Source organism: Tenacibaculum sp. Cn5-46 (assembly GCF_022347705.1).
GTDB lineage: Bacteria > Bacteroidota > Bacteroidia > Flavobacteriales > Flavobacteriaceae > Polaribacter > Polaribacter aiptasiae.
On record NZ_JAKRGD010000002.1, the window covers coordinates 235,961 to 255,870 of the forward strand.

19 protein-coding genes and 1 tRNA gene are annotated in these 19,910 nt (G+C 30.3%); 5 read left to right on the forward strand and 15 right to left on the reverse strand.

All coding sequences use genetic code 11. From position 1 onward, the window contains the following. Positions 1-25 precede the first annotated feature (25 nt). From MHN29_RS05030 to MHN29_RS05040, 3 genes are all read left to right on the forward strand, one after another. Positions 26-793 carry an enoyl-CoA hydratase/isomerase family protein gene (locus MHN29_RS05030; protein WP_235274421.1) on the forward strand — a complete coding sequence of 256 codons (768 nt, stop codon included), beginning with the start codon at positions 26-28 and terminating at the stop codon, positions 791-793. Between the two features lie 3 nt (positions 794-796). Beyond that, a complete protein-coding gene (locus MHN29_RS05035) occupies positions 797-970 on the forward strand; it encodes a hypothetical protein (protein WP_175578604.1) in 174 nt (57 codons plus the stop codon). Between the two features lie 108 nt (positions 971-1,078). Beyond that, positions 1,079-1,528, forward strand: coding sequence for a 6-carboxytetrahydropterin synthase (locus MHN29_RS05040; RefSeq protein ID WP_150898174.1), 450 nt, complete (start codon positions 1,079-1,081; stop codon positions 1,526-1,528). A 181-nt stretch (positions 1,529-1,709) separates the two neighbouring features. On the opposite strand, the gene pth is transcribed toward MHN29_RS05040, so the two are convergent. From pth to MHN29_RS05055, 3 genes are all read right to left on the reverse strand, one after another. Next, complete coding sequence (pth, locus tag MHN29_RS05045) at positions 1,710-2,276, reverse strand: aminoacyl-tRNA hydrolase (protein WP_235274420.1); 567 nt, start codon at positions 2,274-2,276, stop codon at positions 1,710-1,712. 139 nt (positions 2,277-2,415) lie between these two features. Next, on the reverse strand, positions 2,416-2,991 hold the full coding sequence (locus tag MHN29_RS05050) for a 50S ribosomal protein L25/general stress protein Ctc (RefSeq protein WP_150898177.1): 576 nt from the start codon (positions 2,989-2,991) through the stop codon (positions 2,416-2,418). Between the two features lie 22 nt (positions 2,992-3,013). Further along, positions 3,014-3,955 carry a ribose-phosphate pyrophosphokinase gene (locus MHN29_RS05055; protein WP_150898178.1) on the reverse strand — a complete coding sequence of 314 codons (942 nt, stop codon included), beginning with the start codon at positions 3,953-3,955 and terminating at the stop codon, positions 3,014-3,016. Positions 3,956-4,078: 123 nt separating this feature from the next. Between MHN29_RS05055 and MHN29_RS05060 the strand changes: the two genes are divergently transcribed. Beyond that, positions 4,079-4,160: transfer RNA gene (locus MHN29_RS05060), tRNA-Leu, on the forward strand. 63 nt (positions 4,161-4,223) lie between these two features. Here MHN29_RS05060 and MHN29_RS05065 read toward each other — a convergent pair. From MHN29_RS05065 to MHN29_RS05080, 4 genes are read right to left on the reverse strand one after another with little or no spacing between them, the layout of a single operon-like run. Then, complete coding sequence (locus tag MHN29_RS05065; protein WP_235274419.1) at positions 4,224-4,901, reverse strand: ion channel; 678 nt, start codon at positions 4,899-4,901, stop codon at positions 4,224-4,226. Between the two features lie 7 nt (positions 4,902-4,908). Next, positions 4,909-8,022: an efflux RND transporter permease subunit gene (locus tag MHN29_RS05070; RefSeq protein ID WP_235274418.1), complete on the reverse strand. Its 3,114-nt coding sequence runs from the start codon at positions 8,020-8,022 to the stop codon at positions 4,909-4,911. Between the two features lie 56 nt (positions 8,023-8,078). Further along, positions 8,079-9,167: an efflux RND transporter periplasmic adaptor subunit gene (locus MHN29_RS05075; RefSeq protein ID WP_235274417.1), complete on the reverse strand. Its 1,089-nt coding sequence runs from the start codon at positions 9,165-9,167 to the stop codon at positions 8,079-8,081. Between the two features lie 27 nt (positions 9,168-9,194). After that, complete coding sequence (locus MHN29_RS05080; protein ID WP_235274416.1) at positions 9,195-11,528, reverse strand: TolC family protein; 2,334 nt, start codon at positions 11,526-11,528, stop codon at positions 9,195-9,197. Positions 11,529-11,801: 273 nt separating this feature from the next. Between MHN29_RS05080 and MHN29_RS05085 the strand changes: the two genes are divergently transcribed. Further along, positions 11,802-12,938: an AraC family transcriptional regulator gene (locus MHN29_RS05085; protein WP_235274415.1), complete on the forward strand. Its 1,137-nt coding sequence runs from the start codon at positions 11,802-11,804 to the stop codon at positions 12,936-12,938. A 4-nt stretch (positions 12,939-12,942) separates the two neighbouring features. Here the strand turns inward: MHN29_RS05085 and MHN29_RS05090 are convergent, their stop codons facing one another. The 8 genes from MHN29_RS05090 to MHN29_RS05125 all read right to left on the reverse strand — a co-directional run bounded on the left by MHN29_RS05090 (position 12,943) and on the right by MHN29_RS05125 (position 19,835). After that, positions 12,943-13,521: a DUF1835 domain-containing protein gene (locus tag MHN29_RS05090; protein WP_235274414.1), complete on the reverse strand. Its 579-nt coding sequence runs from the start codon at positions 13,519-13,521 to the stop codon at positions 12,943-12,945. After that, positions 13,514-14,623, reverse strand: a complete 1,110-nt coding sequence (locus tag MHN29_RS05095) for an NTP transferase domain-containing protein (protein WP_235274413.1) — start codon at positions 14,621-14,623, stop codon at positions 13,514-13,516. The genes MHN29_RS05090 and MHN29_RS05095 overlap by 8 nt, the downstream gene beginning before the upstream one ends. Further along, positions 14,616-15,092 carry a cyclic pyranopterin monophosphate synthase MoaC gene (gene moaC, locus MHN29_RS05100; protein WP_235274412.1) on the reverse strand — a complete coding sequence of 159 codons (477 nt, stop codon included), beginning with the start codon at positions 15,090-15,092 and terminating at the stop codon, positions 14,616-14,618. Before moaC ends, MHN29_RS05095 begins: the two co-directional genes overlap by 8 nt. A gap of 4 nt (positions 15,093-15,096) precedes the next feature. Further along, the gene (locus tag MHN29_RS05105) at positions 15,097-15,534 is read right to left on the reverse strand and encodes a hypothetical protein (RefSeq protein ID WP_235274411.1); all 438 of its coding nucleotides are present in this window, start codon (positions 15,532-15,534) and stop codon (positions 15,097-15,099) included. Between the two features lie 35 nt (positions 15,535-15,569). Further along, on the reverse strand, positions 15,570-16,817 hold the full coding sequence (locus MHN29_RS05110; protein WP_235274410.1) for a molybdopterin molybdotransferase MoeA: 1,248 nt from the start codon (positions 16,815-16,817) through the stop codon (positions 15,570-15,572). Between the two features lie 7 nt (positions 16,818-16,824). Continuing rightward, positions 16,825-16,974, reverse strand: coding sequence for a hypothetical protein (locus tag MHN29_RS05115; RefSeq protein ID WP_235274409.1), 150 nt, complete (start codon positions 16,972-16,974; stop codon positions 16,825-16,827). A 15-nt stretch (positions 16,975-16,989) separates the two neighbouring features. Next, positions 16,990-17,982 carry a GTP 3',8-cyclase MoaA gene (moaA, locus tag MHN29_RS05120; RefSeq protein ID WP_235274408.1) on the reverse strand — a complete coding sequence of 331 codons (993 nt, stop codon included), beginning with the start codon at positions 17,980-17,982 and terminating at the stop codon, positions 16,990-16,992. Between the two features lie 83 nt (positions 17,983-18,065). Continuing rightward, positions 18,066-19,835 carry a DNA mismatch repair protein MutS gene (locus MHN29_RS05125; RefSeq protein ID WP_235274407.1) on the reverse strand — a complete coding sequence of 590 codons (1,770 nt, stop codon included), beginning with the start codon at positions 19,833-19,835 and terminating at the stop codon, positions 18,066-18,068. Positions 19,836-19,910 lie beyond the last annotated feature (75 nt).

Sequence of the window (19,910 nt, forward strand, 5' to 3'; positions counted from 1 at the left end):
GATTATTTTTGAACAAAGAACAAAAATGACGACAACAAGAGAAAACGGAAGTTTATATACAGATATAGAAAATAAGATTGCTACTATTGAATTTGGTCATCCAGCGAGTAACTCATTTCCAAGTGAATTATTAGAAAGATTAGCTAAAGAACTTGATAAAGTTTCAGAAAATGATGAGGTAGCAATTGTTATATTAAAATCTGAAGGAGAGCGTGCTTTTTGTGCAGGAGCTTCTTTTGATGAATTAGTTGCTATTGATAATTTAGATGACGGAAAAAGTTTCTTTTCTGGATTTGCAAACGTGATTAATGCAATGCGTCGTTGCTCTAAACTAATTGTAGGTCGTGTACAAGGAAAAACTGTAGGAGGTGGAGTTGGATTAGCAGCTGCTTGCGACTATGTATTTGCTACAGAACATGCTTCTATTAAACTTTCTGAGTTTACAATAGGTATTGGTCCATTTGTTATAGCACCTGCTGTAGAACGTAAAATAAGCGTTAGTGGACTAGCTGAATTAACTTTAGATGCTACTAATTGGAAAAATGCTTATTGGGCAAAAGAGAAAGGCTTATATGCTCGTGTTTTTGAATCTATTTCTGATTTAGATAAAGAGCTTGAGATGTTTTCAGAAAAACTAGCGTCTTATAATCCTGAAGCTTTAAAAGAAATGAAAAAAGCTTTGTGGAAAGGTACAGAACACTGGGAAGAGTTGCTGATAGAAAGAGCAGTTACTTCAGGAAAATTGGTGTTATCTGATTTTACTAAAAAAGCATTAGCTAAGTTTAAAAAGTAAATTATGTTTTTATTTCAAGAGGTAAAAGAAAGTAAAAGTTATCAATTTGGATATGAAGTTGGTAAATGGGTATATCATAACCCTATGCTTGCTATTCTATTAGGAATAGTTATTTCTTTAGGTTTCGTATGGTTATTAACTAAAGTTGTCAAACAAATTCGTACATTCGGCGAATAAAAAATTTAGAATTATGGGTGGAGATTATTTATTTGCCATTTTAGCAGCTGGAGTAGCAGTAGTATACTTTTATAACAAGTACAGAAGTAATAAAAAATTTAAAAGATAGTGAGCAACATTAGAATAACAAAGCAGTTTACTTTTGAAACAGGACATGCTTTATATGGTTATGATGGAAAGTGTAAAAATGTTCACGGACATAGTTATAAACTTTCAGTAACTGTTTTAGGGCAACCTATTACCGACACGTCTAATGTAAAGTACGGAATGGTGATTGACTTTGGAGATCTGAAAAAGATCGTTAAAGAAGAAATTGTTGATGTTTTTGATCATGCAACAGTGTTTAATAAAAATACACCTCATGTTGAATTAGCTAAAGAGTTAAAAGATAGAGGACATCATGTTATTTTAGTTGATTATCAACCTACAAGTGAAATGATGGTAATTGATTTTGCTGAAAAAATTAAGAAACGTTTACCAGAAGGTCTTCAGTTACATGCTATAAAATTACAAGAAACAGAAACTAGTTTTGCTGAGTGGTTTGCTTCTGATAATTAATTAGAATGTAACATTTGTTCATATTTAATTACTAATTAGTATAAATAGAACAATATGAAAGAATTATTAAAAAAATGGAGTAGTTTTTATAAATGTGAAATAAGAACATTTAATAAATTACTAGGAATTAAATAAAAAAAGCCAAGGTTTTTCCTTGGCTTTTTTAGTTTTTATATGAGTTTTACTTTCCGTTAAATTCATTCATTGTATTGGCTAAACCAGCAGTAATAAAAGAAGTAACTGCTTTTACCGAAGTAGGAATACGTTCAATCATTTCGCTCTCTTCTTCATCAGACCATTCACCTAATACAAAATCGACTTGTCGCCCTCTACCATAATTAGCGCCCACACCAAAACGAAAACGAGGATAAGCACCTGTATTAAATTTATCTTGAATGTCTTTCAGACCATTATGTCCACCTGAACTACCTTTAGCTTTAATACGAATTTTACCAAAATCGATATTTAAGTCATCAGTAATTACCAATAAATTTTCTACTTTAATGTTCTCTTGTTTCATCCAATACTGAATTGCTTTACCACTTAAATTCATATAAGTGCTAGGTTTTAATACAATTACAGTTTTTCCTTTAATTCTTAGTTTGGCAATATCTCCAAGCTTTTCAGTTTCAAAGTTACCTTCGTGTTCTTTAACAAAAGCATCTACGATTTTAAAACCTATATTATGACGTGTATTGTGGTATTTCTCACCAATATTACCCAATCCTACCACTAAAAATTTCTTCATTGTATTCTTTTCTGTATTTGTTGATTGTGTTCTAAAAAAGCGCTTTAATTTAGAAAAACAAGAATTTAAAAACATGTGTCAAAAATAAAAAAAAGCGTTACACAACGGTAACGCTTTTATATTATAGTGTAAAAACTGATTATGATTCAGCTTCTGCAGCAGCTTTAGCAGCATTACGAGACATACGTACTTGAGCTACTACTGTGTTATCTGGGTGTAGTATTTCAAATTTGTCGCTCTTTAATTCAGTAACGTATAATTTGTTACCGATTTCTAATTCAGTAATATCAGCTTCGATAAAATCAGGTAAGTTAGCTGGTAAAGCTTTTACTTTTAATTTACGTAAGTTGTGACGTAAAGCACCCCCTACCATAACACCTTTAGAACTACCTACTAAACGTACAGGAATTTCCATAGTTACAGCTTTATCTTCAAATAACTGGTAGAAATCTACGTGTAAGATATTATCAGTTACTGGGTGAAACTGAATGTCTTGTAATACAGCGCTGTATTTTGTTCCATCTAATTCAATCGCAGCAGTAAATACGTCTGGAGTATATACTAATGGCGTGAACATTTTTGCATCAGCTGAAAAGTGCACAGGCTTATCTCCTCCGTATAATACGCAAGGAACCTTTCCAGCATTACGTAAGGCTTTTGTTGCTTTTTTACCTACGCTTTCTCTTTGAGATCCGTTGATTGTAATTGATTTCATTACTTCTATTTATTATATTTATTTACATTAAGAATTGATCACTAATAGATGTATTATCTTGAACTTTATGCATCACATCAGCAAACAAAGCGGCGCAAGTTACAACTTTTATTTTAGATACACGCTTTTTTAAAGGAATTGTATCTGAAACAATTAACTCGGTTAGCTGTGAATTTTGAATTTTTTCGTAAGCATTACCAGAAAGTATTGGGTGTGTACAAATAGCACGAACACTTTTTGCCCCTCTTTCCATCATTAAATCTGCCGCTTTTGTAAGTGTTCCTCCTGTATCAATCATATCATCAACAAGAATTACATTCTTGCCTTCTACGTTACCAATTAATTCCATATGAGAAATTACGTTGGCTTTTTGACGTTGTTTATAACAAATTACTACATCACTTTCTAAATATTTAGAATAAGCATAGGCTCTTTTTGACCCTCCCATGTCTGGTGAAGCTACTGTAAGATTGTCTAATTGTAAGCTTTTAATGTATGGAAGAAAAATAGTAGAAGCAAATAAGTGATCTACTGGTTTTTCGAAGAAACCTTGGATTTGATCAGCATGTAAATCCATTGTCATAATACGAGTAGCACCGGCAGCTTCTAATAATTTAGCAGCTAATTTTGCTCCAATGGCTACACGTGGTTTGTCTTTTCTGTCTTGACGAGCCCAACCAAAATAAGGCATAACTGCTGTAATGTGTCTAGCAGAAGCTCGTTTAGCAGCATCACACATTAGTAACATTTCCATTAAATTATCTGCATTTGGAAAAGTTGAACCAATTAGAAAAACTCTACGTCCTCTTACAGATTCTTCAAAAGCAGGTTGAAATTCACCGTCACTAAAATGAGTTGTTTTTACATTTCCTAATTCTGCTCCGTATTCTTTAGCAATTTCTTCTGCTAATTCCATACTTTGAGAGCATGCAAAAATCTTCGGGCTTAATTGATTTATAGCCATTTATAAAAGTGTATTTATAGTTAATGTTGTTGTTAGGGCAAAAGTAAAACTATTTTGAGAGTTTAAAAGTTATTTTTAAACGAATTAATTAAAATATTTTTTAGATTTGCAGCGCACGATAGCGCTCGAGTGGCGGAATTGGTAGACGCGCTGGATTCAAAATCCAGTTCTTTCGGGAGTGTGGGTTCGATTCCCACCTCGAGTACAAAAGCCTCAACATATTATGTTGAGGCTTTTTTGATTTGCATTAATATGCACAAGGGGAGACTTAATTTTTTACCGAATGTCGAATGTATTTTTCAACAACGACCGCAGTAATAATCACTATATAAAATTGACCCATTAAGCCTGTTAAGATTGATGCTTTTTGAGCAATAGGCGTTAATGGAATAATTTCTCCATATCCTATTGTTAAGAGGGTTATATATGCGTAGTATAATAGCGAATCTATTTTTTCATCTATAGAAACTACATCTAACAAGATTCCTCCAAACGATCCTGGATTACTAATTTCTACTGAAAGAAACATAAGAAATGCTATTAATCCCAGAGAAATATAGCCGCTCATTAAACCTATAATTACGTTTTTGTTTACATTTTTCGAATTCCAAACTTGTTTTATAATAGCTATGGTTACTGTTGTATAAAACAAAAAGTAGAAACCTAAACGAACATACATGTAAGAATCTGTTGTTGTATTCTGAATCATACTTAATCCTAAAACGAATAGAAGCAGAGTAAAAAGGGAAACAAAAAACCAAAAAAGCTTTTTCTTTTTAGAGATTAATATAATACCAGCTGCAATATTTATAAGAAAAAGAATAGGCATTAGTTTTTCTTGAAAAAATTGAACAGGAAACAATAATGAACCAAATAAAATAGCAAGCAGACTAAAAAAGAAAGTCTCAAAGCGATGTTCGTATAATGTTTTATATAAATCTTTCATGTTATTCTTAATCTTCTAATAAAGCTTCGTTAAACTCGTAATTTTTGTAATTTACTTTGAATAATGCACTGTATAACGATGGAATAAATAATAAGGTAATAACGGTTCCGAATAATAATCCAATCATAATACTTACAGCCATACCTTCCCACATTTCTCCTCCTGAAAGGTATAGTGGAATCAAACCTAGTACAGTGGTAAATGTAGCTAATAAAATTGGTCTAAATCGTTGTAAGCAGGCTGCAATTACGGCATCTTGATTGTTTTTGCCTAAGCCTTGTTCTACTTCCATTCTGTCTATGAGTACAATAGCATTGTTAATTACTATTCCCGCTAAAGATATTACTCCTAAGAAAGGCATAAAACCAAATGGCTCTTGGAAAGTTAATAATCCAACAACAACTCCAATTACTCCTAAAGGAATGGTTAAAACAACCATTGTCATTTTTCTAAAAGAATTGAACTGAATAATTAATAAAAGAACAATGATAAATCCTGAAAGTGGTAAGTATGAAATAACTGAACCCATACTTTCTGCCGATTGTTTTGCATCTCCACCTAATTCGTAAGTATATCCTTGAGGCCAATTTTTAACTTGTTCATCTAGCCACGGTGTTACTTCTGCCATTACAGTAGTAGCGTTACCATCAGCTCTAAGTTTAGACGAAATATTAATAGTTTTTCTTAAGTCTAAACGTTTTACTTTAGAATATTGCCATTGTGGAATAATGTTAGCCACCTGTAACAATGGTACAGTTTTTCCAGAATTTTGAGCAAAAATATTTAAAGTTTCTAAAGAAGCTAATGTTTGTTGCTGGCTATCTCCACTTCGCATTAAAATAGGAATTGACTTATTATCTTCTCTATATTCACCAGTATTAAATCCATCTAAAACTGTTTGTAAAGAAGTAGCAATATCCTGACTAGAAACACCAGCTGTTTGCGCTCTGTTTTGATCTATTTTTATTAAGAACTTTTTACTCTTTGGACCCCAATCATCTTTTACATTTTTTGTTCCTGATGTATTAGATAATTTTGTTTTAATAGTTTCTGAAATTTTAGCTAACTCATCAGGGTTAGGTCCAGATACTTTAATTTCAATCGGAGTTCCTCCTCCTCCGGCACCTAAAGCACCTACTTTGATATCAGCATTTGGGAAGTTTTCAAACGTATAACGATCTAATTTTTTAATCATTAATTTGTTTTCGTTGAAGGAACTTGTATTTACTAAGATATGAGCATAACTTGAATTTGCTTCGTCTTGTGAATATCCTAAATCATACGACTCTGGTCCTTGTCCAATATATGACGACCAATCAGTAATTCCTAAAGTTCTATCTTTTGAAGTTTTTAAAGAATCGAGCATATATTGTTCAATTTTCTCTACTACTTCTTTTGTACGTTCTATTTTAGTTCCTAAAGGCAGATTTACATCAACAGTAATCATATTACGATCACTATCTGGGAAGAAAACAAAATCTACTTTAGTAAATCCATAAAGAGAGATAAAAAAGGCAACAAATATTCCAATGATTACTTTCCATTTGTTACTTAAAGCAATTAAAATTAAATCTTTATAATAGAATTTTAGTTTGTTTATAATTCGATCTATAAAACTAGGTTTTTTCTCTCCTTTTGGTTCAACCTTTAAGAAAAGGAAACAAAACATAGTTATAACGGTTAAAGCAATAATCCATGAAGACATTAAGGCTATAGTGATTACCACAAATATTGGCCCTACGATATCTCCCATGGTTGTTGGAGACATATAAAAGGCTAAAAAGGCTGCTGAAGTTGTTAATGTTGAAATTAATAAAGGCATCCATAATTCAGAAAAGGCATCTACGGCAGCTTTCTTTTTATCTATTCCTTGTTCCATTTTTACCATGATGGTTTCGGCAACAACAATGGCGTTATCAACCAGCATTCCTAATGCCATGATTAGTGCGGCTAATGTAACTTGGTTAAGCCCCATTCCCATAATTCCCATTATCATAAGTGTCATTATGGTTACGATAGGAATTAAACTTGCAATTACAAATCCTGTTCTTATTCCAAGAAATACAAGCATTACTACTAATACAATTCCTATTGATTGTAATAAGTTTGAAATAAAATTGTTGATTTTATCATCAATATAATTATCCAATGATGATACTCGAGTTAATTCTAATCCAACTGGTAGTTTAGCCTTCCATTGTGCTACAATAGTATTTACGGCATTACCTAATTTTATAACATTCGCTCCTTTTTTAAGGTTTACGTGAAGAGAAACGGCACTTTTTCCGTCTACTTTTACAATTTGTGTTGGCGGATCAATGTAATCTTTCTTTATGGTAGTAATATCACCTAATTTTACTAACTGTGACCCGCTAGTTCCAACAGGAATTAACATTTCTCTAATGTCTTCAACAGAGTTAAAGTTCCCTGTAGGTTCTAAAATGATACGTTCGTCACCTACATTTATTTGTCCACCAGAACTTAAGATGTTTGTTGTAGAAATTATCTGCTGTAATTTTGATGATGATAAGCCGTAGCTTTTTAATCGAGTATTATCAAATTCGATAAAAACACGTTCTTCTTGTATACCTCCTAAAGTTACTTTTGCTGCATCTGGTAATTTTATTAAATCATCTTTAATATCATCAGCGTAGTCTTTCATTTCAGCATAACTATATCCATCTGAAGTTAAACCAACAACAATACCATATACATCACCAATACCATCATCGTTTAAATTAGGAGTTACTCCTTGAGGAAGTCCTTGCATAGCTGTTAGTTTTCTTCGTAAACGATCCCAAACTGCTTGCATTTTTGTTTTACTAATTTCATCTTTTAAGGTTACTGAGACTACCGATAATCCTGTTCTAGAAGTACTAGTAACTTCTTTAAGTTCTGGTAACTCTTGCGCGATTTTTTCAATTTTATCACTTACCAATTGCTCAACACGCTCTGGACTTGCTCCTGGAAATACAGATACCACTGTAGCTACTCTTACAGTATATGGTGGCATACTATCTCGTGATAACCCAGAATACATTACCAATCCCATTAAAATTATGGTAGCTAATACCATAAAAGTAATTCGGTTTTTATCTATAGAAAATTGTGCTAAATTCATTGTCTAATTAGTTTTTCTTTTCCCTGTAATGGAAGATTAATTTTATATGAATTTTCTTATTGAAGTTTTACTTCTTGTCCGTTAAGTAAAGTCTGTAAACCTGCAGTAGCTATTTTTTGACCTTCCGATAATCCAGTCTTGATAATAAAACCATCAGGAGTTAAATCGCCTATAGTAACCAATTGTTTATTCACTTTAGCGTTTTTACCATCCTCAGTAATTAAGAACACGAATTTTCCATTACTATCTTCTCCCACTGCATTTGCAGGAACTACTAACTCTTTAGCTGTAGTTTTTTTAGCACTTTCAAAATGAAAAATAACGTTTGCTGCCATTCCACTTTTTACTTCATCAGAAGGGTTTGTTAATGCCACACGGATTGGATAGGTAGCGGTGTTAGAATCTAAAGCTGGTGATATTTCTGTTACTTTTCCTTTGAAAACTTTTCCTTGTAATGAAGAAAATGAAACATCTACAAGCATGTTTTGAGTAACATCATTAATAACACTTTCTGGTAAGCCTAGAAAGATTTCCATATCTGTACCTGCATTTAATGTAGCAATTGTTTGTCCAGGGCTTACATTTTCATCAATTTCAGCTTCTACTGAAGAAATAATTCCGTTTTCAGGAACCACTAAATATCCAAAACGGATTTGCTCTTGTTGTAATGCTACACTTTGTTTTGCAGAATTGTACGAGTTTTTAGCTGAGTTATATGAGTTTTTAGCCGATTCGTAATTACTCAATGCAGTAGAACCTTTTTCGAAAAGTTTGCGTGTTCTTTCTAAACTTAATTTTGCAGTATTCATTGCAGATTCTGCACTATTTAATGATGATAAAGCACTTTGGTAGTTTAAACGAGCTTGTACATTGTCTAAAGTAGCTAGTTGTTGTCCTTTACGTACTTTTTGCCCTATTTTAATATTAAATTTTGTTATAATTCCAGAACTTCTGAAGCTTAACTTTATAATTTTATCAGTTCGCGAAGTTCCACTAAATGAACGAACTTTATCGCCTCCAAAAAAACCAACAGTTTGATATTTTACAGGACGTAATAATTTTATAGTTTCCTTTTTTTCTTCACCACAAGATATAAACAGTACAACTGAAAAGATGAACGTTAAAAATTTGATATTATATTTCATTTTGATGATGTTTTTATGGTTGAGTTGTTATTGTTTGTTTAATAAGTAATTTTGAAAACGTTGTGTAAAATCTTCGTTTTCGGCTTTAGTGTGTAATAAGAAATAGTAACCAATGTTACGTTCTAACTGTACTGCATTAATTAAGAAATTATATACAGCATTTGCTTTTGCTAATTGTGCGTTTAAATAATTGTTTTGTGCATCTATCAGTTGTACAAACGTTACAGCACCTTCTTGATATGAAGATTGTATTAACTCTAAAGACTCTTTTGCAGTTTCTTCTGATACTTTAGATAATTCAATATTCGAAATTTGATTCACTAAATTCAACACTCCATTTCTTACATTGGCAGCAATATTTAATTCACTGTTTTGACGATTGACCTCTATTTGATCTTTTTGAATTATTGCTGTTTGTTTGTTAATGTTGTTTTGGTTTTGATTAAAAATAGGAATGGTTAAATTAATTCCTGCATTATAATTTCCATTAATAAATGAAGCACCACCAGGAAGTGTACTTCCAACACCACTTCTGTTAAATGTACGATTGTATTGCCCTTGCAAAGCTACAGTTGGTAAAAATCGATTACTTCCGCTTAATTTGATGTTGCGTTCTGTTGCTTTTAAATTGTAGTCTAACGATTTTAATTCGGGAGCATTTTTTTTAGCTTCTTCTACTAAGAAAGAAATAAATGGTTCACGAGTTGTTGAGTTATCTAACAATTCTGTAAGTTGTGTGTATTTATAATCTTTATATAATCCTTTATCTAATTCAGCGTCGTCTATTTCAATTCGCATTTCTAAAGGATTGTTTAATAACTGATTTAAACCTATAAATCCTTGCTCCAATTGATTTATAGCTTGTATCATAGCTTGTGTGTTTTGTGCTAACTCACTACGGAAACGCAATACATCTGATTTATCTGACTGACCAGCCTCAAAATTTTCTTTAGCTATTTGTAAGTTTTTCTTTGTTAAATCCAAATTACGCATTCTAATTTGCACATTTGTTTTTAGTATCAAAGCATTAAAATATGCATTAGAAGCATTGAAAATTGTATTTAACTGTTCGGCATTATAATTTTCTTCTTCTGCTTTTTTAAGATTCTTTTGTATAGTTATGTTTGCACTGGCAGCTGGAGAAAAAATAGTTTGTTGTAATGTAACATTTCCTCCGGTTGAAAACTCAGGGTTTCCGTTTGAAGCAATTTTAGGATCAATATAAGTTCCAGTTGCTGTAGCCGTTAGATTTGGTAAATAATTGCTTTTAGCGGTTTTTACTTTTTGTTCGCTTAAATCAATATTCTTTTTAGTTGCTTGTAATGTTAAGTTATCACCTAAAACTTGTTTCATTACAGAAAGTAAGTTGTAGTTTCTTTCAGCATTAATGTCGTTAAATTCTCCAACAAAATCAGTATCGTTTAATAAACTATATTTTATAGGAATACCAATAGCGCTTACAGTATTAAAATTAATCGTTAACCTTGGGCTAAACTCTATATAAACAGGCATATCGGCTAAAGGTGTGCCATTTATGTAGCTTTCTATTGTTAATGATACACGCCTGAAGAATTGATCAGAATTATCTTCTGATTGATTTGTTGCCATAATACCATTTTCAACATCGTTTATGCTGTTTATGGTAAATGATGGTAGTTTTTTATCGATTAATGCATTTGCTATTTGTTTTGTTTCGTTTTCAGTTAAGAAAAATCCACCAGCAATATATACTGCATCTATATCATCAAGATTAGAAGTGATATCATTTACCGTTTTAAAAGGAATTAGTTTATAAGTAGCTCCAACTTCTTTAAGCTCTCTATCAAAAGTTTCTTTTAGAGGAAGTAGGTTTGCAAAAGGAGCTTCTACAACGATACCTACCTTTTTAAAATCAGTAAGTTGTTTTAACTTTTTTAAATCGTCTAAATAGGACTGTGAGTTTATTAAATAGGTAAAGTTCTTAACTCCAGAAGTAACCTTTGTAACATCTATTGAATTAAAATCTTTATTAATGGCACCAAATAAAATAGTTGGTTTTTTGTATGCTGTTTGTGCTTCAATTATTTTACTATTTACAACACCAAAAGCTAAAATAATATCAGTACTATTATTTAGTAGTGTATTGTAGTTTTGTTTAGCGTTTTCTAAATTGTAATCGTTAACTAGCAAGCTATTTGTTGGGAATGCAATTGTAGCATCTTCTCCTACTACTGTTTTAATTTGGGTTTTTAGTTTTTGTAACAGAGGTTCTAATTCAGTGGTTGCATTATCCAATAAGATACCAATGTTGTAGTTTTTCTTTTTTTGAGCGTAGGAAAATGTTACACTTAAAAATAATAGAAAAAGAAAAAGTTTTCTCATTTTTTAGTTTTTTTAATTGATTTTTATTCAACAGGGAGATAAAAGGGGAGAAATATTGTAAGTGTTCAATTATTAAATATAATAATAAAAAACTTAGGGGCAAAACTAGGGCTTTGTATGGAGTTTGAAGTTCAATTTTATAATATTAGATAAAGTTTGTTTTATTGTAAATTATTGGTAGTGAGTGGTTAAAATGTTTTTTGTGTGTAATTTTATAATAATAGATAAAATTATATTTAGAAATGTATTTTTGTACATGAATAAAATAAGCTTATGAATATAATTAAGGCATTTCCTGTTATAAGTGCACTTTTAGGGTGTTTTTTAACTTTTTTTATCATACAAACTAAAAATAGTTTTGGGAAAAATAATGTAGCTAAGTATAGTTTAGCTTTATTAGTTTTTCTTTATACCTTAACATGTATTGGGAATTATATTGATGCAAATCATTATGACGCACCATTATATTTGGGTTTTATTAATTTCATCTCTTTTACTTTTGTTGGAGTAACTTTTTATTATTTCTGTGCATCAATTGTTGATAGAAAAATAAGGTTCAAACCAATAGTTTTAATAATAGTTGCTTACGGAATTTTTAAAACTTGTTTTTTTATCTACTTAGTCAGAGTAGTTGGTGATAGAGAATCTATATATGAGTTGTTAAAAGAGCCTTATGAGCCAATTGTGTATTATGCTGTTTACGATTATATAGCTTCTTGTTTATTTAATTTGTTCTTTATATATAGGGCATTTATCTTATTTAAAACAACACCATTTATGGTGTCATTGAATACTCAAAAAGAGATATATTTTAAATGGATTAATCTGTTGTTTTTTATCAACTTTGCGGTAATCTTTTTTTTAATGACCCTTGTAATATTGGTCTTGTTTGGAATAGGTAGTTTAGAGTTTGTTCTTAAGATAGAGCCGATTTTATATACTATTTATTTCTTTGCTTTTGTTTATTCTCTAATGTATTTTCCTGTATTTGCTTTTACAGGTGATTACAATGACTTACCTACAAATGTGAAGGAGAAGTATAAGAATTCTTCATTAATCAATTCAGAAGAACTGTTTAAAAAAGTTGATAGGTTAGTTACTGAGGAAAAAATGTTCTTGTCTCCCGAATTAAAGATAAATACACTATCAGAAAGGTTAGAAACCTCCGTACCACATATTTCTCAAGCAATTAATGAGAATAAAAATATCAGTTTCTCTGATTATATCAACGGTTTCCGAATTGATGAGGCAAAAAAGAGATTACTAGTAAAAAAACCAGACACCATATTTGCTATTGCAATTGATGTTGGTTTTAACAGTAAAGCTACTTTTTATCATGCATTTAAAAAGTTAACGAATACCACACCTACTGAGTTTAGAAAGCATCATGTAAAAGATATGGTAGCGTAATTTTTTAATTGGTTAAAGCGTCTTTCAAGTATCTGAATTTGTTAGTAAACTCATCATATTTGAAAAGACTGTTTTTTGTAGCATAGGCTTCCCAGCATTTTTGTAAGTATTCTAAGTTTGGTAAAGTAATTTTTACTTTATAATTATATAGAATAGGAAATTCTGATGAGGTATAATTAGTTAGCTTTTGAAGGGCAGATTTTCCTTTGTGTTTTCCTGAGCAAACTAAAAAATATTGTGTGTTTTTTGAAAAATTTTGAGCTAAGAAACTTCCTAAGGCTATTAAGTTAATTTGAGAAGTCTTAGTGTAATCTAACCATAATACAACTTCTGAGTATTCGCTTACATCTTCTAATTGCAATATGGGTTTTATAGTAGCATCAAAATATGCTATTCTTGGAGTTTCATACGTACTTTCAAAAAATGAATAGCGTTCAGACCAGAATTCATCTGAAAAAATATCTTTTGCTAGAGGGCCTTCAGTAAGTTTTTCATTGAAAAATAAGGTATCTCCATCAATAGATGATTCTTTAAAAATAGTTAAGGCTTCTTCAGAACTAAATACATGTAATGCTTTACTCATTAATCTCTTTTTTAGCAAGTTCAAATTCTTCTGGAGTATTAATATTTCTAATTAGATTATCATCTACTTCAATAATTTCTACTTCAGAATTGATCAACATTTTACGAGGACATGAATAACCTTGGGCTAAATATTGTAATAATTTACTATAGGCTTTTGGTTCATATATGGTAATTAAAGGTTCAGGAAACTCTTTATCCTTTCCTTTTATAGCTGTTGCTAATTTGCTAGGATTTCTTTTTTCTAACAATAACTGAATTAATGCGTTATCTACAAAAGGAAGATCGGTAGCTAAAACTAACCAAGCCGAATTTGGATCTTTTTGAAATGCTGAACAAATACCACCAAAAGGACCTAAATTTAAAAAGGTATCATGGATTTCATCAGTATGTTCAGAATTTGTTCTAACGGAGAAATAGGTTTCTAAACTATTAGATTCTAATAATTCTTTAGCAAACTGTTTTTGAGGTTTGCCATAATAATTCAATTCAGATTTATCTGTACCCATACGAGTACTTTTACCGCCTGTTAATACCAATCCTTTAACAGGAGCAATATTTTCTTTAATTAAATTATGAATGTGCTTTGTAATTTTATCTACTTCATCAATTGAATAACTTGTAATGTTTTCAATATGAGGAAACTTTTCTTTTAGACAATCGAAATAAGGAGTATCTGGATTTAATTTTATAACAAACTGAATGTTTGTTATTTGATCCATTCGCTTTTTTATAGAAGCCTCTTTTTCGCTATCTAAAATTAATATTTGTTTTGATCCTTGATAGTGATTACCATTTATGAAAACAAAGTCGTGATTTATAAACTGTAAACGTTGTTCAAATTTATTAATGCTAGATACAGTATTCAACTGTAAATTTCCCTCATGATGAAAAGTATATTCTGATAAAGTGTTTAATGATACATCTTTAGCGTGTGAAGCATCAAAATAAGCTAAGTTATAAGTAGCTAAATTTTCAGAAACTTTATATACTAAATCGGCAATTATACCACATTTAGCTCCTAAAATTGCAACTTCATTGGTAGCAAAAGTGTCATTATACTTTTTGGTAATATTTGCGTGTTTTTGATGTTTTTTATCCATTTTTAATATCAGATTTACCCCCAGTTTTTTCTAATAGTTTCACTTCTTTAATCACCATTTCTTGATTAATGGCTTTACACATATCGTAAATTGTTAAACAAGTTGCAGAAGCTCCAGTTAATGCTTCCATTTCTACACCTGTTTTCCCTTCAATAGTAACTTTACAAAGCACTTCAATATGTTCTGTATCGATTATATTAATGTTAATATCAACCCCATTGATTAGTAATGGATGACACATAGGAATGATATCTGATGTTTTTTTTACCGCTTGTATACCAGCAATAATAGCTGTTTGAAAAACTGGGCCTTTTTTAGTAATTAATTCTTCATTATTAAAATGAGAAATTATTTCGGTACCTAAATACATGGTTGCTTTTGCAATAGCAGTTCGTTTCGTGATTTTTTTATCAGAAACATTGACCATTTTAGGCTGATTTTGTTCGTTTATGTGAGTGAATTTATTCATTACATTAAAAAATTAAATTGTAAAACCACTTTAAAGAGGTGAATAGACCAATAAAAAAAGAGATAATCAAGAAAAATAAAAATAAAGAGAATAAGAATGATATAATACCATGATACCACTTTGTAGAGTTCTCTTTTTTATAATTTATATTAATCTCGTTTCTTGTTTCGTTTGTTGGTTCAATACAATCTATAATTATTCCTTCCTTGTCATACCAATCACCTTTATCTAATTTTATTATCGAGAAGTGGTCTTCTTTTGATAAATGAAAATCAAAGTCTTTTAAGCTCTTTAATAATGAGTTAGCTAACTTCAAAATCCCTTTCTTATTTGCTTTAATAAAAGTATCTTCATGTTGATAAAAAATACCTAAGTATGCTTCTTTATTGTTGTCTTCAAATTCTAAAGAGCTGATAAGTTTTTTTAATTGTTCTTGTTCCATTTCTGACTTTTTAACTCAAAACTAAACATTAATAATTAAAAACTTCGATAGGTAATTATCGGAAAAAGGCTCCCTTTCTTAAATATTACCTCTTCGGTTTTAGGAAGTTCTATAAAACCATCTGCTGATACCAAACTAGCTAGATCACCAGAACCATTCCCTTTTACAGGCTTAGCGAATAATGTTCCGTTTTTGTTTTCTAATTTGACTTGTAAATAATATGTCAGATTTGGTTTAAAAGTTACATCTTCAGATAGTATTGCTTCTTGTATGTTATCTTCTATAGTTACCGATTTTTTATACCATGGATAAAAATAAACCATACAGTTTACAAAGGTAGATACTGGATTTCCTGGGAAAGCAAAAACAACTGTGTTTTTTTTGTTTTCTGAGTTTTGATAAACATTTTTCTCTCCCATATCTAAAGCATCTGCAAAGCCAAACCAAAATGGTTTTCCTGGCCGTTGAGCCACCTTATGAAATAACTTTTCTACTTTTAACTCAGATAATACTTCTGGTAAAAAATCAAACTTTCCTTTACTTACAGCTCCGCTAAATAATAGTACATCGTATTCTTGTAGGTAGTTATAAACCTTTTCCTTTAAAACCTGTTTGTTGTCTGTTAAGTGTTTGGTTTCTGAAGGAATATTCAGATTACTTAATAAAGAAACTAAGGTATAAACGTTTGATCTTCTTATTTGATAATCTAAAGGAGTTTCGTGTACATCAACTAGCTCGTCACCAGTAGAAATAATAAGTACTTTGGGTTGTTTGGCAACTTTTACATTAGCTTTTCCCACAGTTGCAATTACTCCAATTTCCGCAGGAGAAATAATAGTGTTTTCAGAAACCAAAATTGCTCCTTGTTTTTTGTCTTTTCCTTTTTGATGAATATTTTGCTGACTATTTATTGTATCCACATTAATGGTTGCAATTCCGTCTACTATATCAACATCTTCATAACGAATTACAGTATCACAATTGTTAGGTAAAATAGCTCCAGTCATAACTTCTATACAGTTATTATCTTGTTGCATGGATAATTGTTTACTGCCAGCAGGTTGTATTCCTTCAACTTTAAAGTTTCTTTGTCCGTTTTTAAAAAAGGAATAATTAATTGCAATTCCATCCATAGCAACACGATTAAAAGGAGGGAAGTCTCTATCGGCAACAATATTTTCTTTTAAAACACGACCAGCAGATTGCATAAAAGGAATTTCTTCAATACCAAAATTCTGAGTGTTTTCTAATATGATATGTTTTGCTTCTTGTGTTGTTATCATTTGTAAGTTATGATATTGTATTTTGATTAACTATGTTTTCAGCAACTTTAGTTAATTTTAATTGTTCATTATTAAATCCGAGAAGAGATTTTAATTTATCTAAAAACGATTTTGGTTCTGGTTTAACAATATCCCATATTTCATTTCCTTTTTTCATCCATGTTTTTTCAAGTTACCCACCAATAGTACTCATACTTTCGCTTACATTTCCTTTTTTACGATTGGCTTCGGCAACAAAACCGTTTTCTGGCTTTTCTTTAATTAAGGATAAAAACAATTCTTTTAAATCTTCATTACTAGCACCACTTCTAATAAAATCACGCAGATTAAAAACACCATCATCAAACAAACAATTTTTAAAAGTTCCTGTTGAAGTAATTCTTATTCGGTTGCAATCGTTGCAAATTGTTCTGGTAAAAGCAGGGATAATTCCTACTGTTCCTTGGTGATTTTCAATAGAAAAATTACGTGATGTTGATGATTTTTCTGAAACAATTGCTTTTACATTGTATACCGACTTTATTTCGTTTAAAATCTTAGTGTAATTCCAGTTTTCTTGCGTGTCTCGTTGCCCTTTTCCGTTAAAAGGCATTTCTTCAATAAAACGAACAGCTATATTTCTATCTTTAGTTAAAGCAACAAAATCATTAATCTCATCAGTATTAAAACCCGATTGTACTACTACATTTAGTTTTAAATTCAACGAACTTTTTTCTAATAGTTCGAAAGTTTTATATACTTCTGGAAATACATCACGACGCGTAATCTTAGCAAATTTATCAGAATGTAAACTATCAATACTTAAATTGATATTCTTAATTTTTTCAAGTTTTTCTAAGGTAGGAATGTGTTTTGAAACTAACGCTCCGTTTGTAGTAATGTTAATAGCATCTAACAAATCGTTATAAGATAACATTTCTAAGAAAGATATGAAGTCTTTGCGAGCAAATGGTTCTCCTCCTGTTAATCTTACTTTATTAACGCCTAATTCAGTAAGTACACGAATAATTCGGTACATTTCTTTGTAACTCAAAAGCTCTTTTCTAGGAACAATATCTATTCCATGAGCAGGCATACAATATTGACAACGAAGGTTACAACGATCGGTTACAGCCAATCGAACATAACTAATTTGTCTTCCAAAATTGTCAATAAGTTTACTCATACTGTAAAGATATGGATTAATGAGTCAATTATTTGCTGTCATTTATCATAGTTATATAAAAATTAACTTATGATATAGTCATGTTATATGATTTCCATTTTGTTGAGTAAAAAAGAAGCATTCATATTTTTACAAATCCCATCTTTCATTTTATAATCAAAATGAAGTTCGTTATTTAAAATTTCAGCATCAAAATAATAGTTCTCAATAGTTTTATATTCACTAGCTAATTCACACAAACTCACATCATGTGTTGCTATAATTCCAGTTGAATTTGAATTATTTAGTTTTTCAACAAATTTTTTAGATCCTATGGCTTTATCTTTACTATTGGTTCCTTTTAAAATTTCATCTAAAATGATAAAATAGTTTTCGTTTTTAATTTCGTTTACTATAAATTTTAAACGTTTCAATTCAGCATAAAAATATGATTCATCTTCGCTTAATGAATCTGAAGTTCGCATGCTGGTAATTAGTTTTATAGGATTATAATTAAATTTACTAGCACAAACAGGGAGACCGCAATTAGCCATAACTATAGATAAAGAAACTGTTCTTAAAAAAGTGCTTTTACCAGCCATATTAGCTCCGGTAACAATAAAAAATTGTTCTTTGTCTATGGCGAAGTTATTATCAACCCTTTTAGAAGAATCTAATAAAGGATGTCCTAGGTTTTTAGCGTTTATAACGTTTTTTTCTTTTTTAATACTTGGAAATACATAATCGTATTTATTAAAAGTAAAATTTGCTAATGAGTTTTGTGCATCAAAAAAAGAAACTACACTAAACCATTCTTCAACAGTGTTTTTATAGGTAGAAATCCATTTTTCTATTTGAATAGAATTACGAATATCCCATAAAAACAAACCGTTACCTATTAGAGCAATTATAATATTGTTTCGTTGGTCAAAGGCATCTAGTTTTTTAGAAAACTCTTTAAAAATACCTGAAGCTTTTTTGTCTTTAAATCGAATTTTTTCTTGTTTTTCCTTTAGTATTATATTAGAAAATTGTTCGTTTTCTATTTGTTCTAGAAGTTGATAGTATTGATTAAAAGTCTCTTTAGCTTTTCCTGTTTCTATTGATAATTGTTGAGTGTTTTTAATAAAAGAAACGGTAACTGATAAACCAATAAAAAACCAAATCAAAAGAACAGAAAATGGAATGAAGCTAAAACTTAATAAACCAATTAAAGCAAGTGATATAAATGAAAATACATACGATGAAACTTTTAAAAAAGATGGAAGTTTTTGTTCGTAGTTGTGTATCCAGTTTACAATTGCAGATGTTGAGGTTTTTGTTTGAATTAAGCTAGCAAGAGCTGTAAAATGTTGACGCCATTTTGCTTTTAATGATAGCTCTTTTATTATTTGCTGTTTCTCTTCAATATTAGAAATATCATTACTTGTTAAAGTAGCTGCTAGTAATTTTCTTCCTTCTAGTGTTGCAGTTCTGTTGAGGTATTGAAAAAAAGAGCCATCTCCAAATAAGTCGATATCATTACTAAAATAATGATCTGGATTAACAAAATTATATCCTTCTACAAAATAATAGTAATTGCCTTTTAAGGCATCGATTTCATCTTGGTTAATTTTGAGTTTAGCTTGAATAAGTCTAATATTTTCTTTTAATTGATTGTGTTTAAGAATTAAAAAAACAAAGCAAATTATAGCCAAAAAGCTACCAATAAAAAGCATTTTTACTCCTGTTAATGCAAAATAGATAGAAAAAGCAATAGCTAAAAAAGTTATAAGTCTTAAAATACGGGTGTAAAACAACTGTTTTTTAAGTTTGGCAAGTGCTGTATTTAAGCTATTTATTTCTTCTTTGTAAAATGAAATAGGTTGTTGCATTGTTTTGTGAATGAAAATTGGTGTAAAAGTACGTATAGCAGCGTAAATATCTGTATAAAATCGTATTTTCGTTGT

Bases quoted from the DNA above. Each gene is read 5' to 3' on its own strand.
- MHN29_RS05115 (WP_235274409.1), bottom strand. From the start codon at position 16,974: ATGAAAAAAGGAAATGAAATATGGGATATTGTTAAACCAGAACCAAAA.
- MHN29_RS05035 (WP_175578604.1), top strand. From the start codon at position 797: ATGTTTTTATTTCAAGAGGTAAAAGAAAGTAAAAGTTATCAATTTGGA.
- MHN29_RS05085 (WP_235274415.1), top strand. From the start codon at position 11,802: ATGAATATAATTAAGGCATTTCCTGTTATAAGTGCACTTTTAGGGTGT.
- MHN29_RS05105 (WP_235274411.1), bottom strand. From the start codon at position 15,534: ATGGAACAAGAACAATTAAAAAAACTTATCAGCTCTTTAGAATTTGAA.
- MHN29_RS05125 (WP_235274407.1), bottom strand. From the start codon at position 19,835: ATGCAACAACCTATTTCATTTTACAAAGAAGAAATAAATAGCTTAAAT.
- MHN29_RS05080 (WP_235274416.1), bottom strand. From the start codon at position 11,528: ATGAGAAAACTTTTTCTTTTTCTATTATTTTTAAGTGTAACATTTTCC.
- moaC (WP_235274412.1), bottom strand. From the start codon at position 15,092: ATGAATAAATTCACTCACATAAACGAACAAAATCAGCCTAAAATGGTC.
- MHN29_RS05030 (WP_235274421.1), top strand. From the start codon at position 26: ATGACGACAACAAGAGAAAACGGAAGTTTATATACAGATATAGAAAAT.
- MHN29_RS05070 (WP_235274418.1), bottom strand. From the start codon at position 8,022: ATGAATTTAGCACAATTTTCTATAGATAAAAACCGAATTACTTTTATG.
- MHN29_RS05075 (WP_235274417.1), bottom strand. From the start codon at position 9,167: ATGAAATATAATATCAAATTTTTAACGTTCATCTTTTCAGTTGTACTG.
- pth (WP_235274420.1), bottom strand. From the start codon at position 2,276: ATGAAGAAATTTTTAGTGGTAGGATTGGGTAATATTGGTGAGAAATAC.
- MHN29_RS05090 (WP_235274414.1), bottom strand. From the start codon at position 13,521: ATGAGTAAAGCATTACATGTATTTAGTTCTGAAGAAGCCTTAACTATT.
- MHN29_RS05065 (WP_235274419.1), bottom strand. From the start codon at position 4,901: ATGAAAGATTTATATAAAACATTATACGAACATCGCTTTGAGACTTTC.
- MHN29_RS05055 (WP_150898178.1), bottom strand. From the start codon at position 3,955: ATGGCTATAAATCAATTAAGCCCGAAGATTTTTGCATGCTCTCAAAGT.
- moaA (WP_235274408.1), bottom strand. From the start codon at position 17,982: ATGAGTAAACTTATTGACAATTTTGGAAGACAAATTAGTTATGTTCGA.
- MHN29_RS05110 (WP_235274410.1), bottom strand. From the start codon at position 16,817: ATGATAACAACACAAGAAGCAAAACATATCATATTAGAAAACACTCAG.
- MHN29_RS05050 (WP_150898177.1), bottom strand. From the start codon at position 2,991: ATGAAATCAATTACAATCAACGGATCTCAAAGAGAAAGCGTAGGTAAA.
- MHN29_RS05095 (WP_235274413.1), bottom strand. From the start codon at position 14,623: ATGGATAAAAAACATCAAAAACACGCAAATATTACCAAAAAGTATAAT.